At 46.6% G+C, this 21,850-nt stretch carries 5 protein-coding genes; 1 reads left to right on the forward strand and 4 read right to left on the reverse strand.

Going from position 1 to position 21,850, the window contains the following annotated elements:
• Positions 1-2: 2 nt before the first annotated feature.
• The 4 genes from WG89_RS30260 to WG89_RS09385 form a co-directional block, all read right to left on the reverse strand.
• Entirely contained in the window at positions 3-16,598 is a 16,596-nt protein-coding gene (locus tag WG89_RS30260) for a tandem-95 repeat protein (RefSeq protein ID WP_062264695.1), read from the reverse strand.
• A 249-nt stretch (positions 16,599-16,847) separates the two neighbouring features.
• Positions 16,848-17,288: a regulatory protein RecX gene (locus WG89_RS09375; RefSeq protein ID WP_216638457.1), complete on the reverse strand. Its 441-nt coding sequence runs from the start codon at positions 17,286-17,288 to the stop codon at positions 16,848-16,850.
• A gap of 3 nt (positions 17,289-17,291) precedes the next feature.
• Entirely contained in the window at positions 17,292-18,347 is a 1,056-nt protein-coding gene (gene recA, locus WG89_RS09380; protein WP_062264698.1) for a recombinase RecA, read from the reverse strand.
• 119 nt (positions 18,348-18,466) lie between these two features.
• The gene (locus WG89_RS09385; RefSeq protein ID WP_062264700.1) at positions 18,467-18,961 is read right to left on the reverse strand and encodes a CinA family protein; all 495 of its coding nucleotides are present in this window, start codon (positions 18,959-18,961) and stop codon (positions 18,467-18,469) included.
• 240 nt (positions 18,962-19,201) lie between these two features.
• Between WG89_RS09385 and mutS the strand changes: the two genes are divergently transcribed.
• Positions 19,202-21,808 carry a DNA mismatch repair protein MutS gene (gene mutS, locus WG89_RS09390; RefSeq protein ID WP_062264703.1) on the forward strand — a complete coding sequence of 869 codons (2,607 nt, stop codon included), beginning with the start codon at positions 19,202-19,204 and terminating at the stop codon, positions 21,806-21,808.
• Positions 21,809-21,850: the final 42 nt, after the last annotated feature.

The raw sequence follows: 21,850 nt of genomic DNA on the forward strand, positions 1-21,850 counted from the left end.
ACCTAGTCAATCTGCAGATTACCGTCATCAATCAGGTTGTTTAGGATTTCAGAGTCCGTGCTGCCGCCACCGTAATTCGACAGGTCGACACCCTCAAGTTTAATTTTCTGGGTGACATCGCCATTGGCATCCGGCTTCACTTCAATAGTCGTATCGCCATCTTCGAAGTTCAGGCTTAAATATTGATCCAAAGGTTCTGACTCATTCACCAGCACATCACTCAGATCAATCACATCACCGCCAGACCCAGTACTGAAATCAGTAATCGTATCCAGTGCTGGCGAGCCTCCAGTCCCTACGTCTGATGAATCCCAGATAAACGTATCACTGTCGTTACCTCCGGTCAGGATATCGTCACCTGCTCCACCGGTAATCTGATCGCTTTGATCTGTACTAACAGTCTCCTGAGCCACTTGCTCCGTAGTGGTGGCTGTCAGTCGTACATTGTCGAATACTAGTTGAGGCCCACTGATTTTATGCAGTTCAATGACCAGAGGCTGACCAATTGCAGCGGAGTCAGCAGCTATGGCAGCCCCATTCAGATTTAGAGTCAGTGTGTCGAATTCTCCCTCTGCAGGGGTCACAGAACCATCACTAGCAAGAACTACTCCTCCCGCCTTGATACGCACTTCATAATCAGCAAATCCCTCATTGGACCGATTACCAATATCTACCTGTAGTTGATAGGAGATACTACGATCAAAGTTTTCCACTAAAGTCTGAGAAATGGTTCCATCAGTATTAAGAAAACCGGCATTAATACCTTTAGTGGCAGGCTCATTCAATCCATTGTTGTTGTAATTATGAATACCGTCGTTTGCCCCACTGAACGTCCAACTGCTGCTAGTGGGTTGATGGACAAAGGCGCCATCAGTAGTCAGTGACTGACTTTCAAAACTGTGGTCGTTGATTACCACATTACGTGTCACCGGGCCTGTGGCCGTAAAGGTCAGACTTTCATCCCAACTATTTCCAGTACCGGACATCGTGAGACCGGGCAGGTCTTCACCGCTCAATGTCCAGGTACCATCACCATTATCAGTGCCTGCTGACAGGGATACGCCACTGGCAACATCAACGACAATGGACGCTTGACTGGAGGCCGATATGAATGAGGCACTCACATTGACAGGAACTGGCTGATCGTCATCCCCTGTAATGATGTCGCTTCCTGTACCACCAAAGATAATGTCTGCCCCAGCATCACCTAATAAGGTATCGGAGCCACCTTCGCCCCTCAGCGTATCAGCTTGATGGGAGCCGTCCACGATTTCGTCATCACTGCCGCCTGACATTACACTGTTAGATAAATTGCCACGGACGTCTACGCTAAATACTTGGGGATTACTGGAGAGATTACCGTCACTGACCGTAAAGCCGAAGCTGGTCCCGACGTCGGGATCGGTTGTGGGTGCGGTGTACGTCAGGTTGCTTATGTCAGTAGCGGTGATCACCTGATTAGCTGTTACGGCGACTCCATTGAGTATAAGAGCGCCGGAGGCAGGCAAGCTAGTGAGGGTAATAGACTGCAAAGTGTCACCAGTATCGACATCTGTAAAACGGAAGTCATTCTGGCTAAAGGTATAGCTGTCAGATTCTTTTAGTATCAGCGTATTTTCTTCTGATACTGGCTTGTCGTTGACTGAATTAACCCGAAGTGACAGCGTTTCACTGACGGTTGAGCTATCACCACCGTTCTCAGTAGTAGTAGCTGTGATCGTCAGGCTGATGGTTTCTGTACTGTCTGCTGGTGGTGTTAACTGCAGAGTTGAATGATTCCAGCCCGAGAGATCTATTGAGCTTCCATCTGCTGTTATTGAATGGCTGCCATCAGTCAGAATTGCACCAGCAGGTATTCCATCTGCAGTGACTGTCAGAGTTTCAGAGCCATCACTGTCGATCAGGGCAATACCCAGGTCAGGAAGGCTGTGAGCTGTATCTTCATCAGTAGCAACGACTTTATTGATCTGAATGTCATCCAGTTTGAAATAGTTGTTGTCCTGATCAAATCGAAGCTCCGTAACTGGATCGCCGGTTGCTGTCAGTAAAATAGTTTTAGTTGCGGTAATGGTGTCGGAGCCTGGAGCCTCAGTATATGTTGCTACTGTTTGCCCACCCCACTTCACCGAGATATTTGTGGTGTGATAAGGATTTTGGATATGGTGTAAAGTGAACGTCAACTCGTAGGTCTGCACTGAACTGTCGCTGGTATCGATATCCCTATAGGACTCTGTCGTATTCCAGTTGTAGAGCTCGTTGTTCTGTACTAGAGAGCTACCGATGTTAGAGGGGTTCGTTCTCTGCCAGCCATCAGCATTATTGCCATCAAATGTACTATTGAGAACCTGTGTGCCGATATCGTTCAATGTTGCGCCATCGGTAACGGCTGCAACATTAAAGGTCAGGTTGTGTTCCCCCGAGTAGCTATTACCATCATGTACCTTGAAGCCAACGGACGCATAGTCGTCCCCGGCCTCATTGCTGTCGGGTTCGAAGACCAGGTTACCCGCTTCAATATCCGCTTTAGAGATAACCTGGTCTGCGGTTACAGCAGCACCACTCAGCTTCAACGTACCTTCAGTAGGCAGTGTTGATACCTGAATCTGAGTCATCTCTGCACCTTCCTGATCGCTGTAACCCAGATCAGCCAGTGTCAGCGTGTAGTTGGTATCTTCATTGGTTGACAGTGTATTGTCAGCTGCCGTTGGCGCTTCATTAATGTCAGTTACATACACCGTATAGTCACGCGTACTGCTCAGCTCACCATCACTCACCTGAACCGTAATGGTATGGGAGGCGTTGCTGTCATGGTCCAGCTGACCACTGTCTGCTACAGAAATTTCACCGGTTGTACTGTTGATAGTGAAGCGGCCACCGGCATCGTTGCTGAGTGAATAGCTCAGTTCATTACTGGCGTTATCAATATCCGTTGCAGCGACTGAGCCCAGAACCGTACTGTCAGCACTGTTCTCGACCACATGGAATGCATCACTCAACAGATTATCAACAGAATCCGCTTCATAGATGGCTTTGATCTGATCAGCATTGAGAGCGCTATTAAATACGGCCAGATCATCAATGGAACCATCCAGAGAACCGTCCCCATCCCAGTTACTTTTGCCTATATAGTTGTTGGTTCGAACCAGATCCGGTGGAACTGCACCGCTCAGATTTTCACCGGCCAACTCACCATTTTTGTATATTCGCATGGCACCAGTGTCATCCACTGTAGCTGTGACATGCACCCACTCACCTTCCGTAAAGAAGTTACTGACCTTTAGCAAGCCATCTGCTGGGTACCCTGTTCCATCATAAATTTCAAAGGCAATGGTATCGGTTGAACCATCATGAGCGAGGATAATATTGTTGTTGGCTGAACCGTTACCAAAATCAACAATACGTGACCAGCTCTGGCTCAGGCTGTCGTATTTCACCCAGGTTGAAATGGTCATGGCACCACCGGTCTGCAGTCCGGCAATATCGGCATGGCCTGCTGTACCATCCATTTCAAAGGCCTGACCACCATTGTGGCCGGCACCCAGTGTGGCACTGCCACTCAGCGTCAGGTCGTTACCATTGCCGGATGAGTCTGTGCTGTCCGAGAAGCTGTAGGCAGCATCAATGCCACTGATCAGAGGGCTGCCTGACAACTCAGGCGCATCATTGACCGCAGTAACATCAACTGTTGCGTTAGCTGAAGAGGTTACAGTTCCGTCACTGACGGTAAAGCTGAAACTGATGTCGGAGCCGTTGAAATCATCGGCAGGACTGAACGTCCAGGTGCCGTTGCCATTATCAGTCAGTGATCCATGGCTACTGTTGTCTAATGTCAGCGCTGTAATACTAAGGCTGTCACCGTCAACATCAGAACTGTTGGCCAGTAACTGAGCTTCAGTAATCACCAGATCGGTATCTTCATTGCTGCTGCCCAGGTCGACATTGGCAACCGATGGACCGTCATTCATGCCACTGATGACCACAGAGATATCATGAGTGGTACCGTCGGCGGTTTGCACAGTGAGGGTATCGGTGACGTTCTCTCCGTCATCCAGAGATTGAATCGCGTTTTGACTGTTGCTGGCTGTGTAAGTCCAATTGCCTGAAGCATCAATGGTCAGGGAACCGTAACTACCGGTGATGGTTTCTGCAGTGAAGTTGCCTTCACCGGTATCCGTATCACTGACGATCAGAAGCCCACTTTTCACCAGATTACCACTGCCATCCACACCACTGTCTTCAGTCAGAGCAGCATTTGTTGTATCGCCCTTCGCTTCCAGCATCAGGTTATCAATTCGAACACCAGCGCCGTCACCGTTGACATAAATACCGTTCCAGTTATCCGGATTGGTATGATCAGAGGCTGAAGGGTTCAGTTGAGCATTGATATCTGACAATCCTGAAACGGTTGTCCACTCTGATTCTCCAGCCGACAGGTCTTTGTATTTAACGGTGACTGAGCCGCTGCCGCTGTTGGCTTCCAGATCGACTTCAACGCGGAAGCGAGCCCAACCATTACCATCGGCTGGTGTGAAGGATACCGTTTGTGTTGAACCATCAGCCAGTGTCAGAGTTAGTGTATCGTTATGATCTACTGGCTTGATTTTGATGGCTACTTCACTGTCATTTTTACCGATCTTGCCATCGCTGTTGTTATCACCGCCAATACCCAGGTCGGTACCCCACCAGTTTTTGGCAACATCCGCCTCAAAAGTAAAAGTCGAAGCGTTACTGAGGTCTGGCACAGTATTCAATAAGGAACCGGCAGTGCTGGCAGACACTTTATTGAATTGAAGTGCCTGACTACCATCCTGACCAATATCAGCCAGCTCCAGATCAACAGTAGAATTAAACTTCTCGGTCACCCAGCCATTCTGGCCGTTAAGATCGCCTGCTGAGAAATCATTGAAGTCTTCGGTATAGGTTTCAACAGAAGTAATGTTGGCTGTGTCATTGGCACCCGTTACAGTGATCGTGACAGTATTGGTGCTGGAGTCACCCTGGACATCTGTGACTCGATAGTCAAAAGTGACGTCTCTTGTGGCACCTTGAGCCAGATCCTGGAAGTCTGAGCCAGGGTTAAAGCTATAGGAACCATCTGTGTTGACCGTCACACTGCCTTCGGAGGGCTGGGTTTCCACGGCAAACGTCAGGGACTCTCCAGTATCCAGGTCAATGGCACTCAGCTGTCCGGCAATGGCTCCGCCATCTTCGGTAGCTGAAAGCGTACCGGACAGCGCTTCGGGTACCCGGTTGACGTCAATGGTCAGAGTGGATGTTGAGGTATCCGTGCCGTCGGATACGGTATAAGAGAACACATCCTGCAAACTGGTGTCTTTATACTCATAATCCAATGCGTTCAGCTCTTGTTCGTTCAGGGCACGGTTGTATATACGAAACTCATCAAGCTCACCTATAAAGGTTTGCGATTTTATAGTATTACCACCGTCGTAAGTCCCATCGTGATACGCGGTATCGCCATAACGAGCACCGAGAGCAAGCTGGTTATGGCTTGAACTCAACTCTCTTGTACCTGTACTCACATCCTTGGCAATATCGGTAAGTACTTGACCATCAAGAGCCGCTGAAAACTCATTCTCTCCTAATACCAGCGAGATATGATGGAAATCATTATCATCGGGTAAGTCAACACTATACCAGGTGCCTTCCCAGCCAACATTCGAGTCATACCCACCTATATAGAGCTTCCCACCATCTATGTAGGCATTCAGGCCTTTGGAAAACCCTCCCTCATCAAATAGCATCTGCCTACCTGACAAGTCATTGGTTTCATCAACTCTGAACGATAAGCTGATCGTTCGATCTGTCACCCTCATCTGATCAATTTCATTGGAAGACTCAATCAGCAGAGCATCACTTTCACTGGATAAATTCAAACCACTGCCGTAGAGCCCACCTCCATCAATAGTCGCTCCATTCTTGAGCGCGCCATCATCTGCAACACTATCACCTGAGGCAACATCATTGGTATTACCATCAAATCGCCAATGGGCCACCAAACTGCTGTCAAGATCAGGTGTGTCAGGTGTATAGGTCCAGCTGCCATCGGAGCCAATCACAAGATCACCATAATCACCCTGAATAGTGGTAGACCCTGATATTGTTGTACCATTCACATCAGTAACAGTCAGTGAATCGTTTTCTTCATCGGAATCATTGGCCAGAACACTGGCTCCACCCGATACAACAGAACCTCCAACGCTTGCCTCACCGGTATTGGTATCTGCAACCAGATCAGCGGCATCATTGACTGCTGTTACATTAAGCGTCCATGGAACATTAGTTGTCAGAGAACCATCTGAAACAGCTATGACAATTGAAAGTGAGCCTACATCTGCATCATCAGGTGTACCACTGAATGTTCTGGTTGCTGAATCAAAATTCAACCAGACTGGTAGAGGATCACCATTAGAAAGCGTTGCATTAAAGCTCATGGCATCGCCATCATCATCAGCAAATGCATTAGCTGGCAATGTATAACTAAATGCAGCTTCTTCAGCCGTGGCCTGTTCAGCTATTGCACTGACTAACTCTGGTGCATCATTGGTATCGCTTACTCGGATGGTATAGGTCTGCTCAGATGTTAATTGACCGTCACTGACTTGCACTGTGATCGAGTGCGAACTGGCAGACTCATAATCCAGTAAACTGCCATCTGCAACGGTCACCTGCCCTGTAGAGCTATCAATAGCAAAGCGACCACCAGCATCATTGGTCAAGCTGAATATCAGATTGTCACCTTCTACATCAGAAGCAGTGATGGTTCCTACCACTGCTCCATTTGAACTGTTTTCAACAGAAGAGAATGGGTCAGCATTTTTGCCACTCGAAGTGTCGAGGAATCCGGAAACAGCAGCTCCACCGTTAACGGATATATTGCTGATGCCATAACCGGCATTGCTATTAGAGGTAGAAACGATCTGATCAGTACCAGAACTTTCAAAATAAGTCGATTTTTGTTCTGCTGTCAGATTATTCCAGGTAGAGAGATCTGTGTACTTGGCTTCAATAACTTTAAAGTTCAGAGTGCCATTCTGGTTATCAGAGATCTGAACTTTAACCCCTTTACCATAACCACCATCCGTTTTCGTCAGCCAGACCGAACCACCCAACTCGAAGCCGTCTGGCATAGTCAGAGAGGCCGCATTCTTATCAGAAATAGATGAGCCGCCCCAGACAAAATCAATTTGTTCAACCACCGCTTCAGGTGTGGTCGGGGCATCATTAACACCATTGACAGTAATACTGACATCAGCAGACGAACTTAAAGAACCATCACTTGCGGTAATCCTCACCTGTACGGTGCCTACATCTGGATCATCAGGCGTACCGGAGAAAGTACGGGTTCCGGCATCAAAACTCATCCAGGTCGGCAGTGGATCACCGTTGGACAATGTCGCTGAGAACGAAAGACTGTCACCATCAAGATCATTGAAAGCGTTTGCATCAACGGTATAACTAAAGGCAGATTCTTCAGCCACTGTCTGATCAGATAGACCTACATAGTCAGATTCTGCAGGGCCTGAACCGGAAGGCACATAGTTGACATCATCGCTGATGACGATTTTATCAACCCCAGTACCGTCTTCACGCATCCATAAATTAAGTTGGTGAGTACCTGGCTCATCAACCTCTATAGTTATACGACCAGCACCATTCATTCGGTCGTTAGCCCACTCCATTGATGTAGAGTCGAAATCAATGCGACTGCCACTCTCGACAGCCTCTCCATTCAGACCAATATGAATACTGTCACCATTCCCATTTGTCTCATTACCACGAACCCATACGTAATAAGTACCTGCAGAATCAAACTGAATGTCATATGTCAGCTCTGAACTTTGGCCTGTATAGTCTTGATCAAATCCAAGACCATTATCTGCCGTGTCAACGTATTCCCCCCCTGAAGCAGAACCGTCACTTTTAACACTCCAGGTATTCCCACTGCGATTGACCTGGCTGCTAAAATTCTCAGCCTCAATAGAGACAAGACCATTGGACTCAGCAAAGACGGGTGAAGGTGAATCATTAACGTTATTGACTACCAGATTGAAGTTAGCATCCGTTGTCTCACCGTCTTCATCGGTAGCAGTGACCTTCAGGGATAATGTAGATACATCTCCATTATCTGGCACACCGGAAAACGCTCTTGTATCCGTATTAAACAGCAACCAATCAGGTAAATCAGACCCATCTGCCTGAGTAGCAGAATAGGTCAGAGTATCTTTATCCCCATGAGTGAAGGTATTTTCAGGAACAGTAAAGTTGAAAGCAGAATCTTCATCTACAGACTGATTGGAAAGCACATTAGACACTACAGCATCATCATCAACCGCATTGACATCAATAACAGCAGAGACGCTTGCCTCATCACCTGAGGTTCCATCACTGACCGTATAACTGAACGCCACATCCGCTCCATGGAAGTTAGCAGCTGGAGTAAAGGTCCATGTGCTGTTACCGTTATCCACCAATACGCCATGGGAATCATTATCCAGGCTGATAGAAGCGATACTCAGACTATCACCATCATCATCAGAAGCATTGGCTAACAATTGTGCTTGTGTAATAACAACGGAACTGTCTTCGTTTACACTTCCAAGATCCACATTACCTGCTACTGGAGCATCATCCACTGACTGAATGACAAAGTCGATTGTCTGCGATGTCGTGGCTGTATCTCCGGAAGATTCAGCAGCTGTGGCTGACACTGTCAGAGAAACCGTTCCGTTTGCATTGGCTAATGGTGTCAGACTTAGCTGACTTGTATTCCAACTGGAAATGTCTATTGAAGAACCATCAGAAGTAACCGAATTTGTGCCATCGCCCAATACGTAACCTGAAGGAACACCTGAAACCTGAACAGAAGAAATAGTTTCTGAGCCATCTGCATCTACAAGTGCTGTCGCTAACTCAAAGGTTGAAGAGCTATCTTCATTGATCGTAATACTGTTCAATTTATTGATAGTCACATCATCGAACAGTGCACCGTGATCATCAAAAGCTCCTGAGGTCTCTCTGATCACCACTTGACCACTGTCATTACCATTAGCGGGTAGCTTGATGGTTATGGTTTCCCATGAAGAAGTGGGCGTAATGGTCTGAAGCACTTCTCCATTCCAGACCACCTCAAACTCATCCGTTCCCAGACTGTCTGGACGAATACGGGTAGCAAATGAAATCTCGTGATCAAAACCTTCACTGGTATCCACAGTGTATCGAATAGCATCTTCATTCGTTGCGGCACTGCCCTCAGTGTCATCCAAATCCATGATGTAGCCATTGCCGCCCGAAGCGTCGGATACTCCGTAAACGCTAGCCTGATTTATCTCAGGTGCATTTTCAGAAGTCCACCCGCTGGCAAGACCATCATTCTCAAAGTCCATTGAAGAAATAACTGTACTATCTGCAATAGAAAGGGTTGGCGCGTCAGCTACAGCACTAACAGTGATATTTGCCTGTCCTGAAACAGTGGCTTGACCATCACTGATATCAAACAGCATGACAGACGAGCCTGACCAGTTGTCTGAAGGGGTAAATGTCCATGTTCCATTACCATTATCAACAACAGCGACTGAACCCGAATCTATGCGCACATTACTGACAGATAATGTATCCGAGTCAGCATCAGAAGCATTGGCCAGAAGCTCAGCCTCTGTCATTACAAAGCTCTGATCTTCATTGGTACTCAGTGTCAATGCAGAACCGGACTCAGGACCATCATTCACAGAAGACACATCAACTGTTGCTGTCGCCACCTGATCGTCTGAAACGTTGCCATCAGATACCGTAAAGCTGAGAGCAACATCATTGCCATTAAAATTAGCCGCTGGCGTATAGGTCCATGTTCCATTGCCATTATCGGTAACAGATCCATGAGCACCATTAACGAGAGACAAGCTAGTGATACTCAGGCTATCTCCTGCATCGACATCCGATGAGTTAGCCAGTAACTGTGCTTCTGTAATTAAAAGACTGGTATCTTCTGCAGTGCTTCCAAGATCAACGTTCGCTACATCCGGAGCATCCTGTACAGGTTGCAGATCGACCCGAATAGTTTGACTGACTGTTTCAGCATCACCACCTGATGCCTCAGTGGCAGTAGCAGACAGCGTTAGAGTAAAGTCAGTCTCATGATTAGCTACAGGCGTGAGAGTAATATTAGCCAGAGTCCATCCTGTAACATCAACAGCACTGCCATCAGTAGTTACAGTGTTAGAGCCATCAGTTAAGCCAAAACCTGAAGGTATGCCACTAAGAGACACAGCAAGAGATTCTGAGCCATCGGAATCTGTTAAAGAAGCGCTCAAATCAAGAGCTATACGACTGTCTTCGGCACTGGAAATGGCTTTATCATATGCGGGATCAGAACTGTCATCAGCACCAAAGCGAGTTACAGTAATCTCGTCCAGCAAAGGACCCACACCGTTATTCTGTCCTGCCACTTCCCTGATTGTCAGCTGGGTACTGCTTTGCTCTGTATCAGGCAATGTTACTTTGACTTCTCCCCAACTGGTGCCAGGATCAATCGTCTGCAAAACCTGGCCATTCCAGACTACTTCAATTTCATCAGTACCGTCATAACTTCCACGCTGCTTCACCCATAGTGAAACTTCGTGGTCATGGCCCTGACTGGTATCAACGGAGTAATAAAAGGCATCTGGCGTTGTACCTCCTCCATCAGCATCAAGCTCAACTACTCGGCTTCCATTTCTGGAGCTACCTAGTGGACCGCCACTTGCATGACTTTCTACACTATTTTCTGATGTCCAGCCGTTAGCCAAACCACCATTAAAGTCCATTTGAGAAATGACTGTCGAGCCTTGAACATCCAGGGAAGGAGCGTCAGCATCAGGCGTTATGGTCAAATCAACCTGACTGCTCACGGTGACGCTGCCATCTGAAACATCAAACCCCAGTTGTGCACTACCAGACTGATGACTGTCAGGAGTAACTGTCCAGGTTCCATTGCCATTATCAACTACTGAAACCTGACCGCTTGTTACAGTCACATTGCTGACAGACAATGAATCATTATCAGCATCTGTTGTATTTGCCAGCAGCTCTGCCTCGGTGAGAGTGAAGCTGACATCTTCATTTGTGGTTTTGTCGATATTGGAGCTAACAACTGGAATATCATTCACAGCTGTTACATTCAGGGTCATATTGTACGATGACTGAGTATATTCGCCCTGTCCATCAGCCACTTTGAAAGCAAATGAAGAATAATCATTTCCGTTATGATGACTGCCCGGAGTGAAAGTCAACAGTCCAGACTGAATATCAGACACACTTATTGTATCGCTGACACTAACTATTGCTCCGTTCAACAACAGCTCTCCCTGGACAGGCAGGCTTTCGATTTTTACGGAACTCAGGCTGTCAGACTGATCCTGATCGGCAAAATTGAAATCGCCGGCAGTAAACACATAAGTGGTATCTTCAGTTGCTGTAACAGTCTCATTAGCAGCAGTGGGTGCTTCATTCACATCGGTGACATAAACAGTGTAGGTACGAGTGCTTGAAAGTTCGCCGTCACTGACCTGAACCGTAATATCATGCGTACTATTAGCTTCATGATCCAGTAAAGCACCGTCGGCAACAGAAATTTCTCCTGAATTATTGATGGCAAAGCGACCGCCTGCATCATCGGTTAGTGAATAGGTCAGACTATCAGATACATCCTGATCAGAGCCTGATACAGTAGCTACCAATGTGCTGTTAGCACTATTTTCAGAAATATGAATCGCATCATTCAGCTGGTTATCAATGGTTGCAGAATCAAAAATGGCATGTACTTCATTTTCTGAGAGAGCTTTATCATAGAAAGCAAATTCATCAATCGAGCCATCGATAACCCTGTCCCCAGCAGAACGGTTACCCAGAGTCACGTTGTACTCGACACCATTTGGCGTCCAACTGGTGGAAGACTCAGCTGCAAGTTCACCATTTTTATATAGCAGAAGGTCACCAGAGTCAGAAATTGTGGTCGTAATATGTACCCATTCACCCTCAACGAAGAAATTATCGATTTCCAGGGTGCCAGCTCTGCTGCCATTGTCATAAATATGAACAGCTAACGTGCTGTTATGTTGTTCACGACCAAGGAAAAAGCTATCTGTACCATCAGTGACTTCAACAATTCGTGACCAATTAGGATCAAAACTGTCCATTTTCACCCAAGTGGAAAAGGATATATTTTCACCCATAGTCAGATCAAAGCTGGCGCCGGCAGATCCGTCTGAAGCATCAATGGTTAAAGCTGATCCGGTACCGTTATAACCTGTACCTAATGAGGCATTACCTGCCAGAGCCAGATCATTGCCATTTCCTGTATCATCAGATGTATTGTCAAAACTGTAAGCAGCTAGTACCTCATTAACCAAAGAGTGAGTGGCTAGTTCAGGAGCATCATTGACATCAACAACATTAATGGTAAATGTTTCATTTACAGATGCACCGGCAGAGTCTGTTGAAGTAACCGTTAAATCAATGCTGCTTTCAGATTCACTATCAAGACTGATTCCATCCTTAAGTTTGAGCTGACCACTAACGACTTCAAAACGGGTATCACTTAATGAATAGGTGTGAGAATCTCCTGAATCATCATCTGCAGTAGCAATGGCTCCTACAATCGCTCCAGCTGAGTTTTCAGAAACTGATGTTGAGTCGAGAGAAACACTGTCAGGTATATCATTGACAGCAACTACAGATAAGCTGAAATCGGCTGAATGAATGCTCTGTCCGTCAGATGCAGTCACTCTGACAACAATATCTCCAACATCACTGTCATCCGGGGTACCACTGAAGGTTCTGCTCTCAGCATCAAATGAAAGCCAGGTTGGCAACGGATCACCATTAGCCAGTGATGCTGACAGCGACAAGATATCTCCGGAATCCACATCCACAAAAGCATCTGCAGCCAATGTATATAAGAATGAAGCCTCTTCATTAACAGCTTGATCAGCTGGCGCATTCAGATAATCAGACTGAGCAGGCCCGGAACCGGATGGCGTATAGTTCGAATCCTTGGTGAGAACAATTTTATCAACTGACAAACCGGCTTCTCGCAGCCAGAGGTTCACTTGATGTCGGCCAGCCTCATCAATGTTAATTGTTGCTCTACCGCTGTGTGTCCAGTTATTTGAGTTAGAGAAGTTAGTGAAACCCCAGTTCGTGTGACTATAATCTCCATTCACACCAATATGGAGGCTATCCCCACCTCCACTCATAATTTCGCCTTTCATCCAGACATAGTAGGTTCCGGGGCTGTCAAAATTAATTTCGTACGTCAGCTCAGGACTATCACCTTCTGTATCATTGCCGGTCCGCCACATTCCGTTTGAGGCCGTGGCAACTTTTTCTCCTCCAGACGCACTTCCATCAGAGACTGTACTCCAGACAGAACCGTCACGGGCAACACTACTGTGGAAGTTCTCAGCTTCAATTGAAACCAGCCCACCGGACTCCTGAAAGACTTGTACAGGACCATCATTGACATTGGTCACATCCAGATTGAATTGAGCATTGCTACTTAGCCCATCTCCATCTGTAGCTGTTACTTTTAAATTCAGCGTACCCACATCTTCGTTATCAGGGGTACCTGAGAATGTTCTTGAACCTGAGTTAAACTTCAACCAGTCAGGTAAAGCACTCCCATCAGCCAATGTCGCTGTGTATGTTAGAGCATCCCCATCAACGTCTAAAAAGGTGTTAACAGGTACCTGGAATGTCAGCTTCGAATCTTCTGAAACACTCTGGTTGACGATGTTATTAGCAACTACAGGCGCTTCATTGACATCGTTAAGTGTGACGGTGAGATTAACAGGCGTCGATACAAAAGTTCCGTCGGACGCTGTCACCTGAATGGTATGGGATACTGCGGACTCGTAGTCAATGGCAGCCTCTCCAGCTGCGGTCAGTGTAACGGCACCTGTACTGCTATTGATGGTAAAGTAACCATTATCATTGCCACTTGAGATTGCATAAGTGACAGGGTTAGGGCCATCAACATCAGTATGAGAAACAGAACCTACAGCAGTCCCGTCTGAACTGTCTTCATCAATCGCCAAGCCCGTTGCTATTGCGGTAGGAGCATTGGTATTCAGAAGGACAATATCACCACCAGCAGGATCGAAAGTAACCTGGATATCATCAAGCTGAACCTTGACAGGGTCATCGATATCAGACTTTCCGCCCAGTTTGGCTATGGCTTGATTGTATGTAAAAGTCCCTTGACCAGCCTTATCAAAATAAACGTAGTTACTATCTACGTTGAAATAGTCAGCAAGATCGTTGTAATCAAAGTCATCAGCAACAAAGGCGCTGATATCCAGAACATCCTGTTGCTCACTGTTTGATTTAAAGTCCCAGAGCGTGTCTACTTCATCATCATCAGCCAGTATGAATGTATCATTACCCGCACCACCCGCAATAAAGTCACGACCCGCTCCACCGGAAAGAATATCATCATCGGAACCACCATCCAGATAGTCTCGACCTACCCCACCTTTTAGAGTGTCATCACCATCTCGACCGTATAAATCCAGTCTCTGAGCTTCGCTGGATTCATAATCGCCCGTGCTTTTGTTGTAACCTCCGGATGTATCTGTAAACCCGGAGCCATCCAGAACATCATCACTGTCACCCCCAATGGCTTTTTCTATGCCACTAGCATGCATATCCAGCGTGACAGATTGTCCTGCACTCTCTTTTATTCTGGCGGTATCAAATCCAACTCCACCCTCAACAGCACCACTGGTTAAATCGAGGTTATCAATGAACAGCTTGTCATTACCCTCACCACCATAAAGAAAGTCAGCGCTTTTTGTACTGGCCAGAGCGTCACCATCCAGAATATCATCACCGGCATTACCATAAAGAGTGTCACTACCCTCACCGGCTTTCATCTTATCAGCAGTACTTTCACCTTGAATGGAACTAACAGCTTCATTCCGATTCAATTCAACACCTGAACCATCGGCAAGCTTTATACGAACAATGTTGTCTAAATCAGCTCTCTCACCAAATCTTGCTAACTGACTGTCTTCGTTAAAGTGAGCTTTACCTGTTGTATCTACAAAAACACCCTCGTCTGTGACTTTCAGATAGGAGTGAATATTTTGTGCAGTAACACTTTCAGGAAGAACTTCTTTCAGATCAAGGATGTCTCTATCACCACTTTTACTGGTAAAGTCATAGAGCATATCTGATTTGATTTCATCAGCACTGGACTCAAGTGACAACGCATATTCATCTTCACCACTACCACCAATCAGAAGGTTACGACCTTTACCCGCTTCAATACGGTCATTACCTTCACCACCATCAAGCATAGTGCCGTCATCATTACCACGAAGTGTGTCACGACCTTTACCACCGAAAAGCTCTACAGCATGATCTGCTTCGTCTGCTCTCTGTGCACTCCCTCTTGCAGCAACACTGGATGCATCGAGTAACTCATCACCTTCACCACCCAGAGCTTGCGTTAGGTTATGTTCATCCAGCTTGAAGTGAAAACGCTGTCCATCCTCACTGTTCAGGAATGCTTTCTTTCCGCCACCAGCTTGATCAAAAAGATCCAGACGCTGGCTTAATGCTTCTGTCGAAAGAAATGGATTATCGTCAGCCAGCTCAACACCCGCAGACTGAGTCCAATCAAACTGCACAACCACTTCATCTGAAATCTGAATAGCAATCTCATCACTGAAAGCGGGATTATCCTGGGCAAAAACAGCAACCAAATCTTCAGATGAAAACTCCCCTCCCCCTTCACTGTCTATGTAGACACCATCCTCTGTCACTTTAAGGTAATTAGAGATATTTTCAGCTGTTACGCCTGAAGGTAGGAGAGCACTGATATCAATAGTATCTTGTTGCTGGTTATTTGAAATAAACTTAAGCGTTTCAACAGATTCCGAATCTGCCAGAACATAGCGGTCATTGCCTTCACCACCATCATAATAATCTTCACCAGCCCCACCATTTAATACATCATCTCCAGCAAGCCCCATTAAATTGTCGGCTTGAACTGTCCCCATCATCGTATCCGCCATCGCTGTACCCGTAATGTCATTCAGCGATGTGGAAGCAACTTCATTCTCTGTAAGGCCGGTAATAGGAGTGTCTACATTGCTGTATCGATCAAACTGAATAACGGAAGTATCTGCAATCTGGACAGCAACTATGGCACTTAAAGGAGGATTGTTTGCAGCAAAGCGGGCAATCTGGTTTTCAGTAGAGAATTGTCCCTGACCCGCAGGATCAAGATAAACACCTTTATCAGTAACTTTTATATAGCTCTTCAAATTGCCTGAGTTAACATCACCAGAGACTAACTCGCTGATATCCAGGATATCCTGCTGGGTATTGTTTGACTTGAAGTGAAGGGTATCAATAGCATGATCAGAAAGAATATAACGGTCATTTCCTGCACCGCCGTTATAGATATCAGCACCCAACCCACCATCTAACGTATCATCGCCACTCATCCCGAAAAGATGATCAGCGCCATCTGTGCCATGCAATTCATCCGAAGATTGGCTACCAAAAATAGGTCTATTACCAGATTGTCCGTCCATAGATACTTCCCTTTACCTACAAATCTTTTTAATTCCCTAAATGCATATAAGCAGGAATAACACGAGCTACACCTGAAATTCAGACTAGATGGCAAGAAATAGAGGTCGCATAATAGATAGGAATATAAAGAGGGCTTGCTTGAAGCAAATTTGATTATAGAGGCGAAGTTTGGCGGAATTTGTCGCTTTATCCCGAATAAAGGCAGTTTATCCGGGACAGAAGCTACTACCAAGGTATGATGCTGAGAATCAACGTTTGAAACACGAAGATATTTGACTGCCAGTAAATCCCCTCTGCGCCAAAAAACGATACTGCTTCGATTTATCTTTGGTATTCAGGGGTTGCTCATCGCCAAACTTACGTCGTCTTTGCTCTTCCACCATCTCAAGCCAGAGATCATCATCATCCAGCAAGCATTCAGCTATTAGCTGACTTTCGAGTCCTTTCCTGAATAACTCAGAACGAATTCTGACCGGTCCATAGCCTTTTGCAGTTCGGGATCGAATAAAGCTTTCCAAAAAACGTTCATCGCTCTGGAGACCTTCTTCCCTCAACCGCTCAAGAGCTGGAGTTAGATCAGACTCTGGAAAGCGGAGTTTGAGTTTGCCTTCAAGCTCTCGAAAGCTATGTTCTCGACGTGCGAGCAAGTCCATAGCCGCACGCCGAATATCAGTATCAGTAATTTCCAAAACTTAGTCCGTCAGAAGTTCGTCCTGACGCTTGGCTTCAGATTTACCCGTTTCTTCAGGCTCAGGCTCGGCAGAACTAAGCAGCTCAGCACGAATTTGTCCCTCAATCTCTTCAGCAATTTTTGGATTATCAGTCAGGTACTGAGCAGCATTAGCTTTACCCTGACCAATTTTCGTTCCTTTATAGGAGTACCAGGCACCGGATTTTTCAACCAGCTTCTGCTTAACCCCAAGATCAATAACCTCACCCATATGGTAAATACCCTGACCATATAAGATCTGGAATTCTGCCTGACGGAAAGGAGGAGAAACCTTGTTCTTGACGACTTTAACCCGGGTCTCATTACCAATGATCTCATCACCCTGCTTAACCGCTCCGGTCCTGCGGATATCCAGACGAACTGAAGAATAGAACTTCAGTGCATTACCACCGGTTGTGGTTTCCGGGTTACCAAACATGACACCTATCTTCATACGAATCTGGTTAATGAAAATCACCAGACAGTTAGCTTGCTTGATAGAACCGGTAATCTTACGCAGAGCCTGAGACATCAAACGGGCCTGAAGACCTACATGGGAATCGCCCATGTCACCTTCAATTTCTGCTTTTGGAACAAGAGCTGCTACGGAGTCAACAACAATGACATCAACTGCACCTGAACGAATCAGCATGTCAGTAATTTCCAGGGCCTGTTCACCTGTATCAGGCTGAGAGACATAAAGGTCGTCAACATCAACGCCCAGCTTGCCAGCATACAGTGGATCCAGAGCGTGCTCAGCATCAACAAAGGCACAGGTAGCCCCTTGCTTTTGGGCTTCGGCAATCACACTGAGTGTCAGAGTGGTCTTACCAGAGGATTCTGGACCAAAAATTTCTACCACTCGGCCTTTTGGCAAACCACCTATACCCAGGGCAATATCCAGCTGAAGTGAGCCAGTAGAGATGGCCGGGATAGCTTCCTGCTTCTGGTCACCCATACGCATGACCGTGCCCTTGCCAAACTGACGATCAATCTGGCCCAGGGCCGCTGCCAATGCTTTCTTTCTGTTGTCATCCATTGTTCAGATCCACCTTTTAGTGCTGGCCACTCTTTCAACCAACGGTTGTAACCACTAAATCAAAATTAAAAACTTCAGATACTGTATATTTAAACACTATCTGTATATTTGTCCAGTATTTATCTGGAAATTGCATCCACAACTTTAATCAGACCATCCAGAGCCGCTTCAACAGCCTGCCTGCGCACCTGTTCCCGATCGCCGGGAAACAGGAATACTTCGGTACTGACTTGATTATCAAAACACCAGCCTATCCAAACAGTACCAACTGGCTTCTCATCTGTTCCACCTTCAGGCCCTGCAATGCCCGAGATAGAAACACTCAGTGGTACAGACAGATTCTTAACCGCTCCCAGTGCCATACATTCAACTACTGGCTGACTCACAGCCCCATAACGATTAAGCAGGGTAACAGGAACATCCAGAAACTTATGTTTCATGGCATTGGAGTAGCTGATAATAGCGCCTTCAAACCAGGATGAGCTGCCCGGTATGGAAGTAAAAACCTGACTGAGCCAGCCGCCTGTACAGGACTCTGCTGTTGCTACTTTCAAGTTTGCCGCCTGCAGCTTTACAGCCAGGCTCTTCAGCTTGCTTTCAAAATCTTTCGACATCAAATTAGCCTCTGGCTCCAGCACATTCAGACCTGATGAAACGTCTTTATCAGCGAAAAACCACTATGTTAACGCTTTAGATAAGCTAACCAAACAAGATTCCATGAATCCAACCACTCAATTGCTGTTAGCAGTAAGAAGGCTAAAGATAAACCATTGCCCCCATGAAAACAGCAGGCTTTTCATAGTAAAATGTCAGATTGTTTGTCAGCAACCTGAATTCAAGGCTTACCCTCATCTATGAGCCAGAGTAAAGATACCCAAAGTCAGCACACACCCATGATGCAGCAGTACCTGCGCATCAAGCAGCAGCACCGGGAACACCTGGTATTTTATCGCATGGGTGACTTTTACGAGCTGTTCTATGACGACGCCCGTAAAGCTGCCGAGTTACTGGATATCACACTAACAACCCGGGGACAGTCTGCCGGTGAGCCTATTCCCATGTCGGGCATCCCTTACCATGCAGTAGAAGGTTATCTCGCTCGACTGGTCAGGCTCCGTGTTTCAGTGGCTATATGTGAACAGGTGGGAGACCCAGCCACATCAAAAGGCCCTGTGGAAAGAAAAGTAGTCCGGATTCTAACCCCTGGCACCGTCAGTGACGAAGCACTGTTGGATGAAAGACAAGACAACCTCTTAACAGCTCTGAGTCGCTCAGAAGATCAGTTTGGCATTGCCTCCCTGGATATCAGTAGCGGCCAATTTACTGCTGTTGAAGTGAAGGGAGAAGAGGCCCTGCTGGCGGAAATTGAACGTATTAGCCCTGCCGAAATTCTTGTTAATGACAGTTTTGAATGGCCTGCCCAAATCACAGGGCGTCCTGGCACCATCAAACGTCCACCCTGGGATTTCGATCGTGACAGCGCCTACGAAGGACTCACACGACAATTCCAAACTAAAAACCTGCAAGGCTTTGGCTGCGAGTCTTTGACCATGGGTCTTGAGGCTGCAGGCTGCTTGCTGCAATACGCCAAAGAAACTCAAAGAACATCCCTGCCCCATATTCGCAGCATACAGCAGGAAATCAGAGAAGAAAGCGTCGTACTGGATGCCGCCAGTCGTAAAAATCTGGAGCTCACCCAAAATCTGAATGGCGGCAGAGACCACACACTGTTGTCGGTACTTGATAAAACAGCCACGGCCATGGGCAGCCGACTGCTCTCACGCTGGCTCAATCGCCCACTTAGAAACCTCAAGAAGCTGCAAAAACGTCAATCCATCATTTCAACATTAAAGTCAGGCTACCACTTCGAACAGATTCAACCATTATTGCGCGGAATTGGTGATATTGAGCGGATTCTGGCCAGGGTAGCATTAAAATCAGCACGTCCAAGAGACCTTGCACGCCTTAGAGATGCACTGAATCAACTTCCAGAATTGCAGGCAACTCTTGGTACGATCGACAACGAAGACATTCATAAACTGGCTGATGCTATCAGTGAACACCCTGAGGTTGCAGACCTGCTGACCCGTGCAATTATTGAAAACCCTCCCGTCATCATTAGAGACGGAGGCGTGATTGCAGAAGGCTACGACTCGGATCTGGATGAGTTCCGCGCCCTTAGCCAAAATGCGGGCGACTATCTTGTTGAGCTTGAGAGAAGAGAAAAAGAAAGAACGGGGCTGGCAAGTCTGAAAGTCGGTTTCAATCGGGTTCATGGATACTACATTGAACTCAGCCGAAGAGAATCTGATGATGCGCCAGTCGATTATATACGTCGACAAACTCTAAAGAATACCGAAAGGTTTATCACTCCCGAACTGAAAGAATTCGAAGATAAAGCTCTGTCCAGTAAAAGCAGAGCACTTTCCAGAGAAAAAGCTTTATACGACGAGCTGTTAGAGAAACTTCTGGAGGTATTGGGTCCACTCCAGGAAACAGCCATGAACATTGCTGAACTGGATGTACTGAATAACCTCTCAGAAAGGGCTGAAACGCTTAACTTCTGCCAGCCTGAACTCAGTACAACACCTGGCATTCATATAGAAGACGGGCGCCATCCAGTGGTTGAACAGGTGCTGACAGAACCCTTTGTTGCCAATAATGTTGCTCTGAATCCCGCCAGAAGAATGCTGGTCATTACCGGCCCTAATATGGGCGGTAAGTCGACATATATGCGACAGACAGCTCTGATCGTACTTCTGGCTCATGTTGGTAGTTTTGTACCTGCCAGTCATGCAAAGATGGGGCTTGTAGACAGAATCTTTACCCGGATAGGCTCATCGGATGACCTGGCTGGCGGTCGATCAACCTTTATGGTTGAAATGACAGAAACCGCTAATATTCTGCATAATGCAACCTCAAACAGTCTGGTATTGATGGATGAAATCGGTCGAGGCACCAGCACCTTTGACGGGCTTTCACTGGCATGGGCCTGCGCACACCACCTTGCAGACAGTGTTAAAGCTTTCACACTATTCGCAACACACTATTTTGAGCTGACTCAACTGCCTGAGGAGTGCAACTCGGTAGCCAATGTTCACCTGAACGCCACAGAACACGACGATAGAATTGTATTTTTACATTCTGTTCAAGAAGGTCCTGCCAGCCAGAGTTACGGTTTGCAGGTGGCTCAACTGGCCGGCGTTCCCAGAAATGTAGTGACTCAGGCACGATCCAGACTGCAACAACTTGAGGAAGGGTCGTCTGATCAGACTATGCTGCAAGCTTCAAACCACGCTACAACTGTGTGCGACGACAATCCCGTTCAAGCAGATATGTTTGCCGCTACTGAGCCACATCCTGCAGTCGATGCGATCAAGGATCTTGATCCAGATAACCTGTCTCCAAGACAAGCTCTGGAACTCTTATATGATCTGAAGACAATGACTGCAAAAAACTGACTATGCTCATAACTGCTTGAACTACTACCTTAGAGACAATAC

The sequence above is a fragment of the Endozoicomonas arenosclerae genome (assembly GCF_001562015.1).
GTDB classification, from domain to species: Bacteria; Pseudomonadota; Gammaproteobacteria; order Pseudomonadales; family Endozoicomonadaceae; genus Endozoicomonas_A; species Endozoicomonas_A arenosclerae.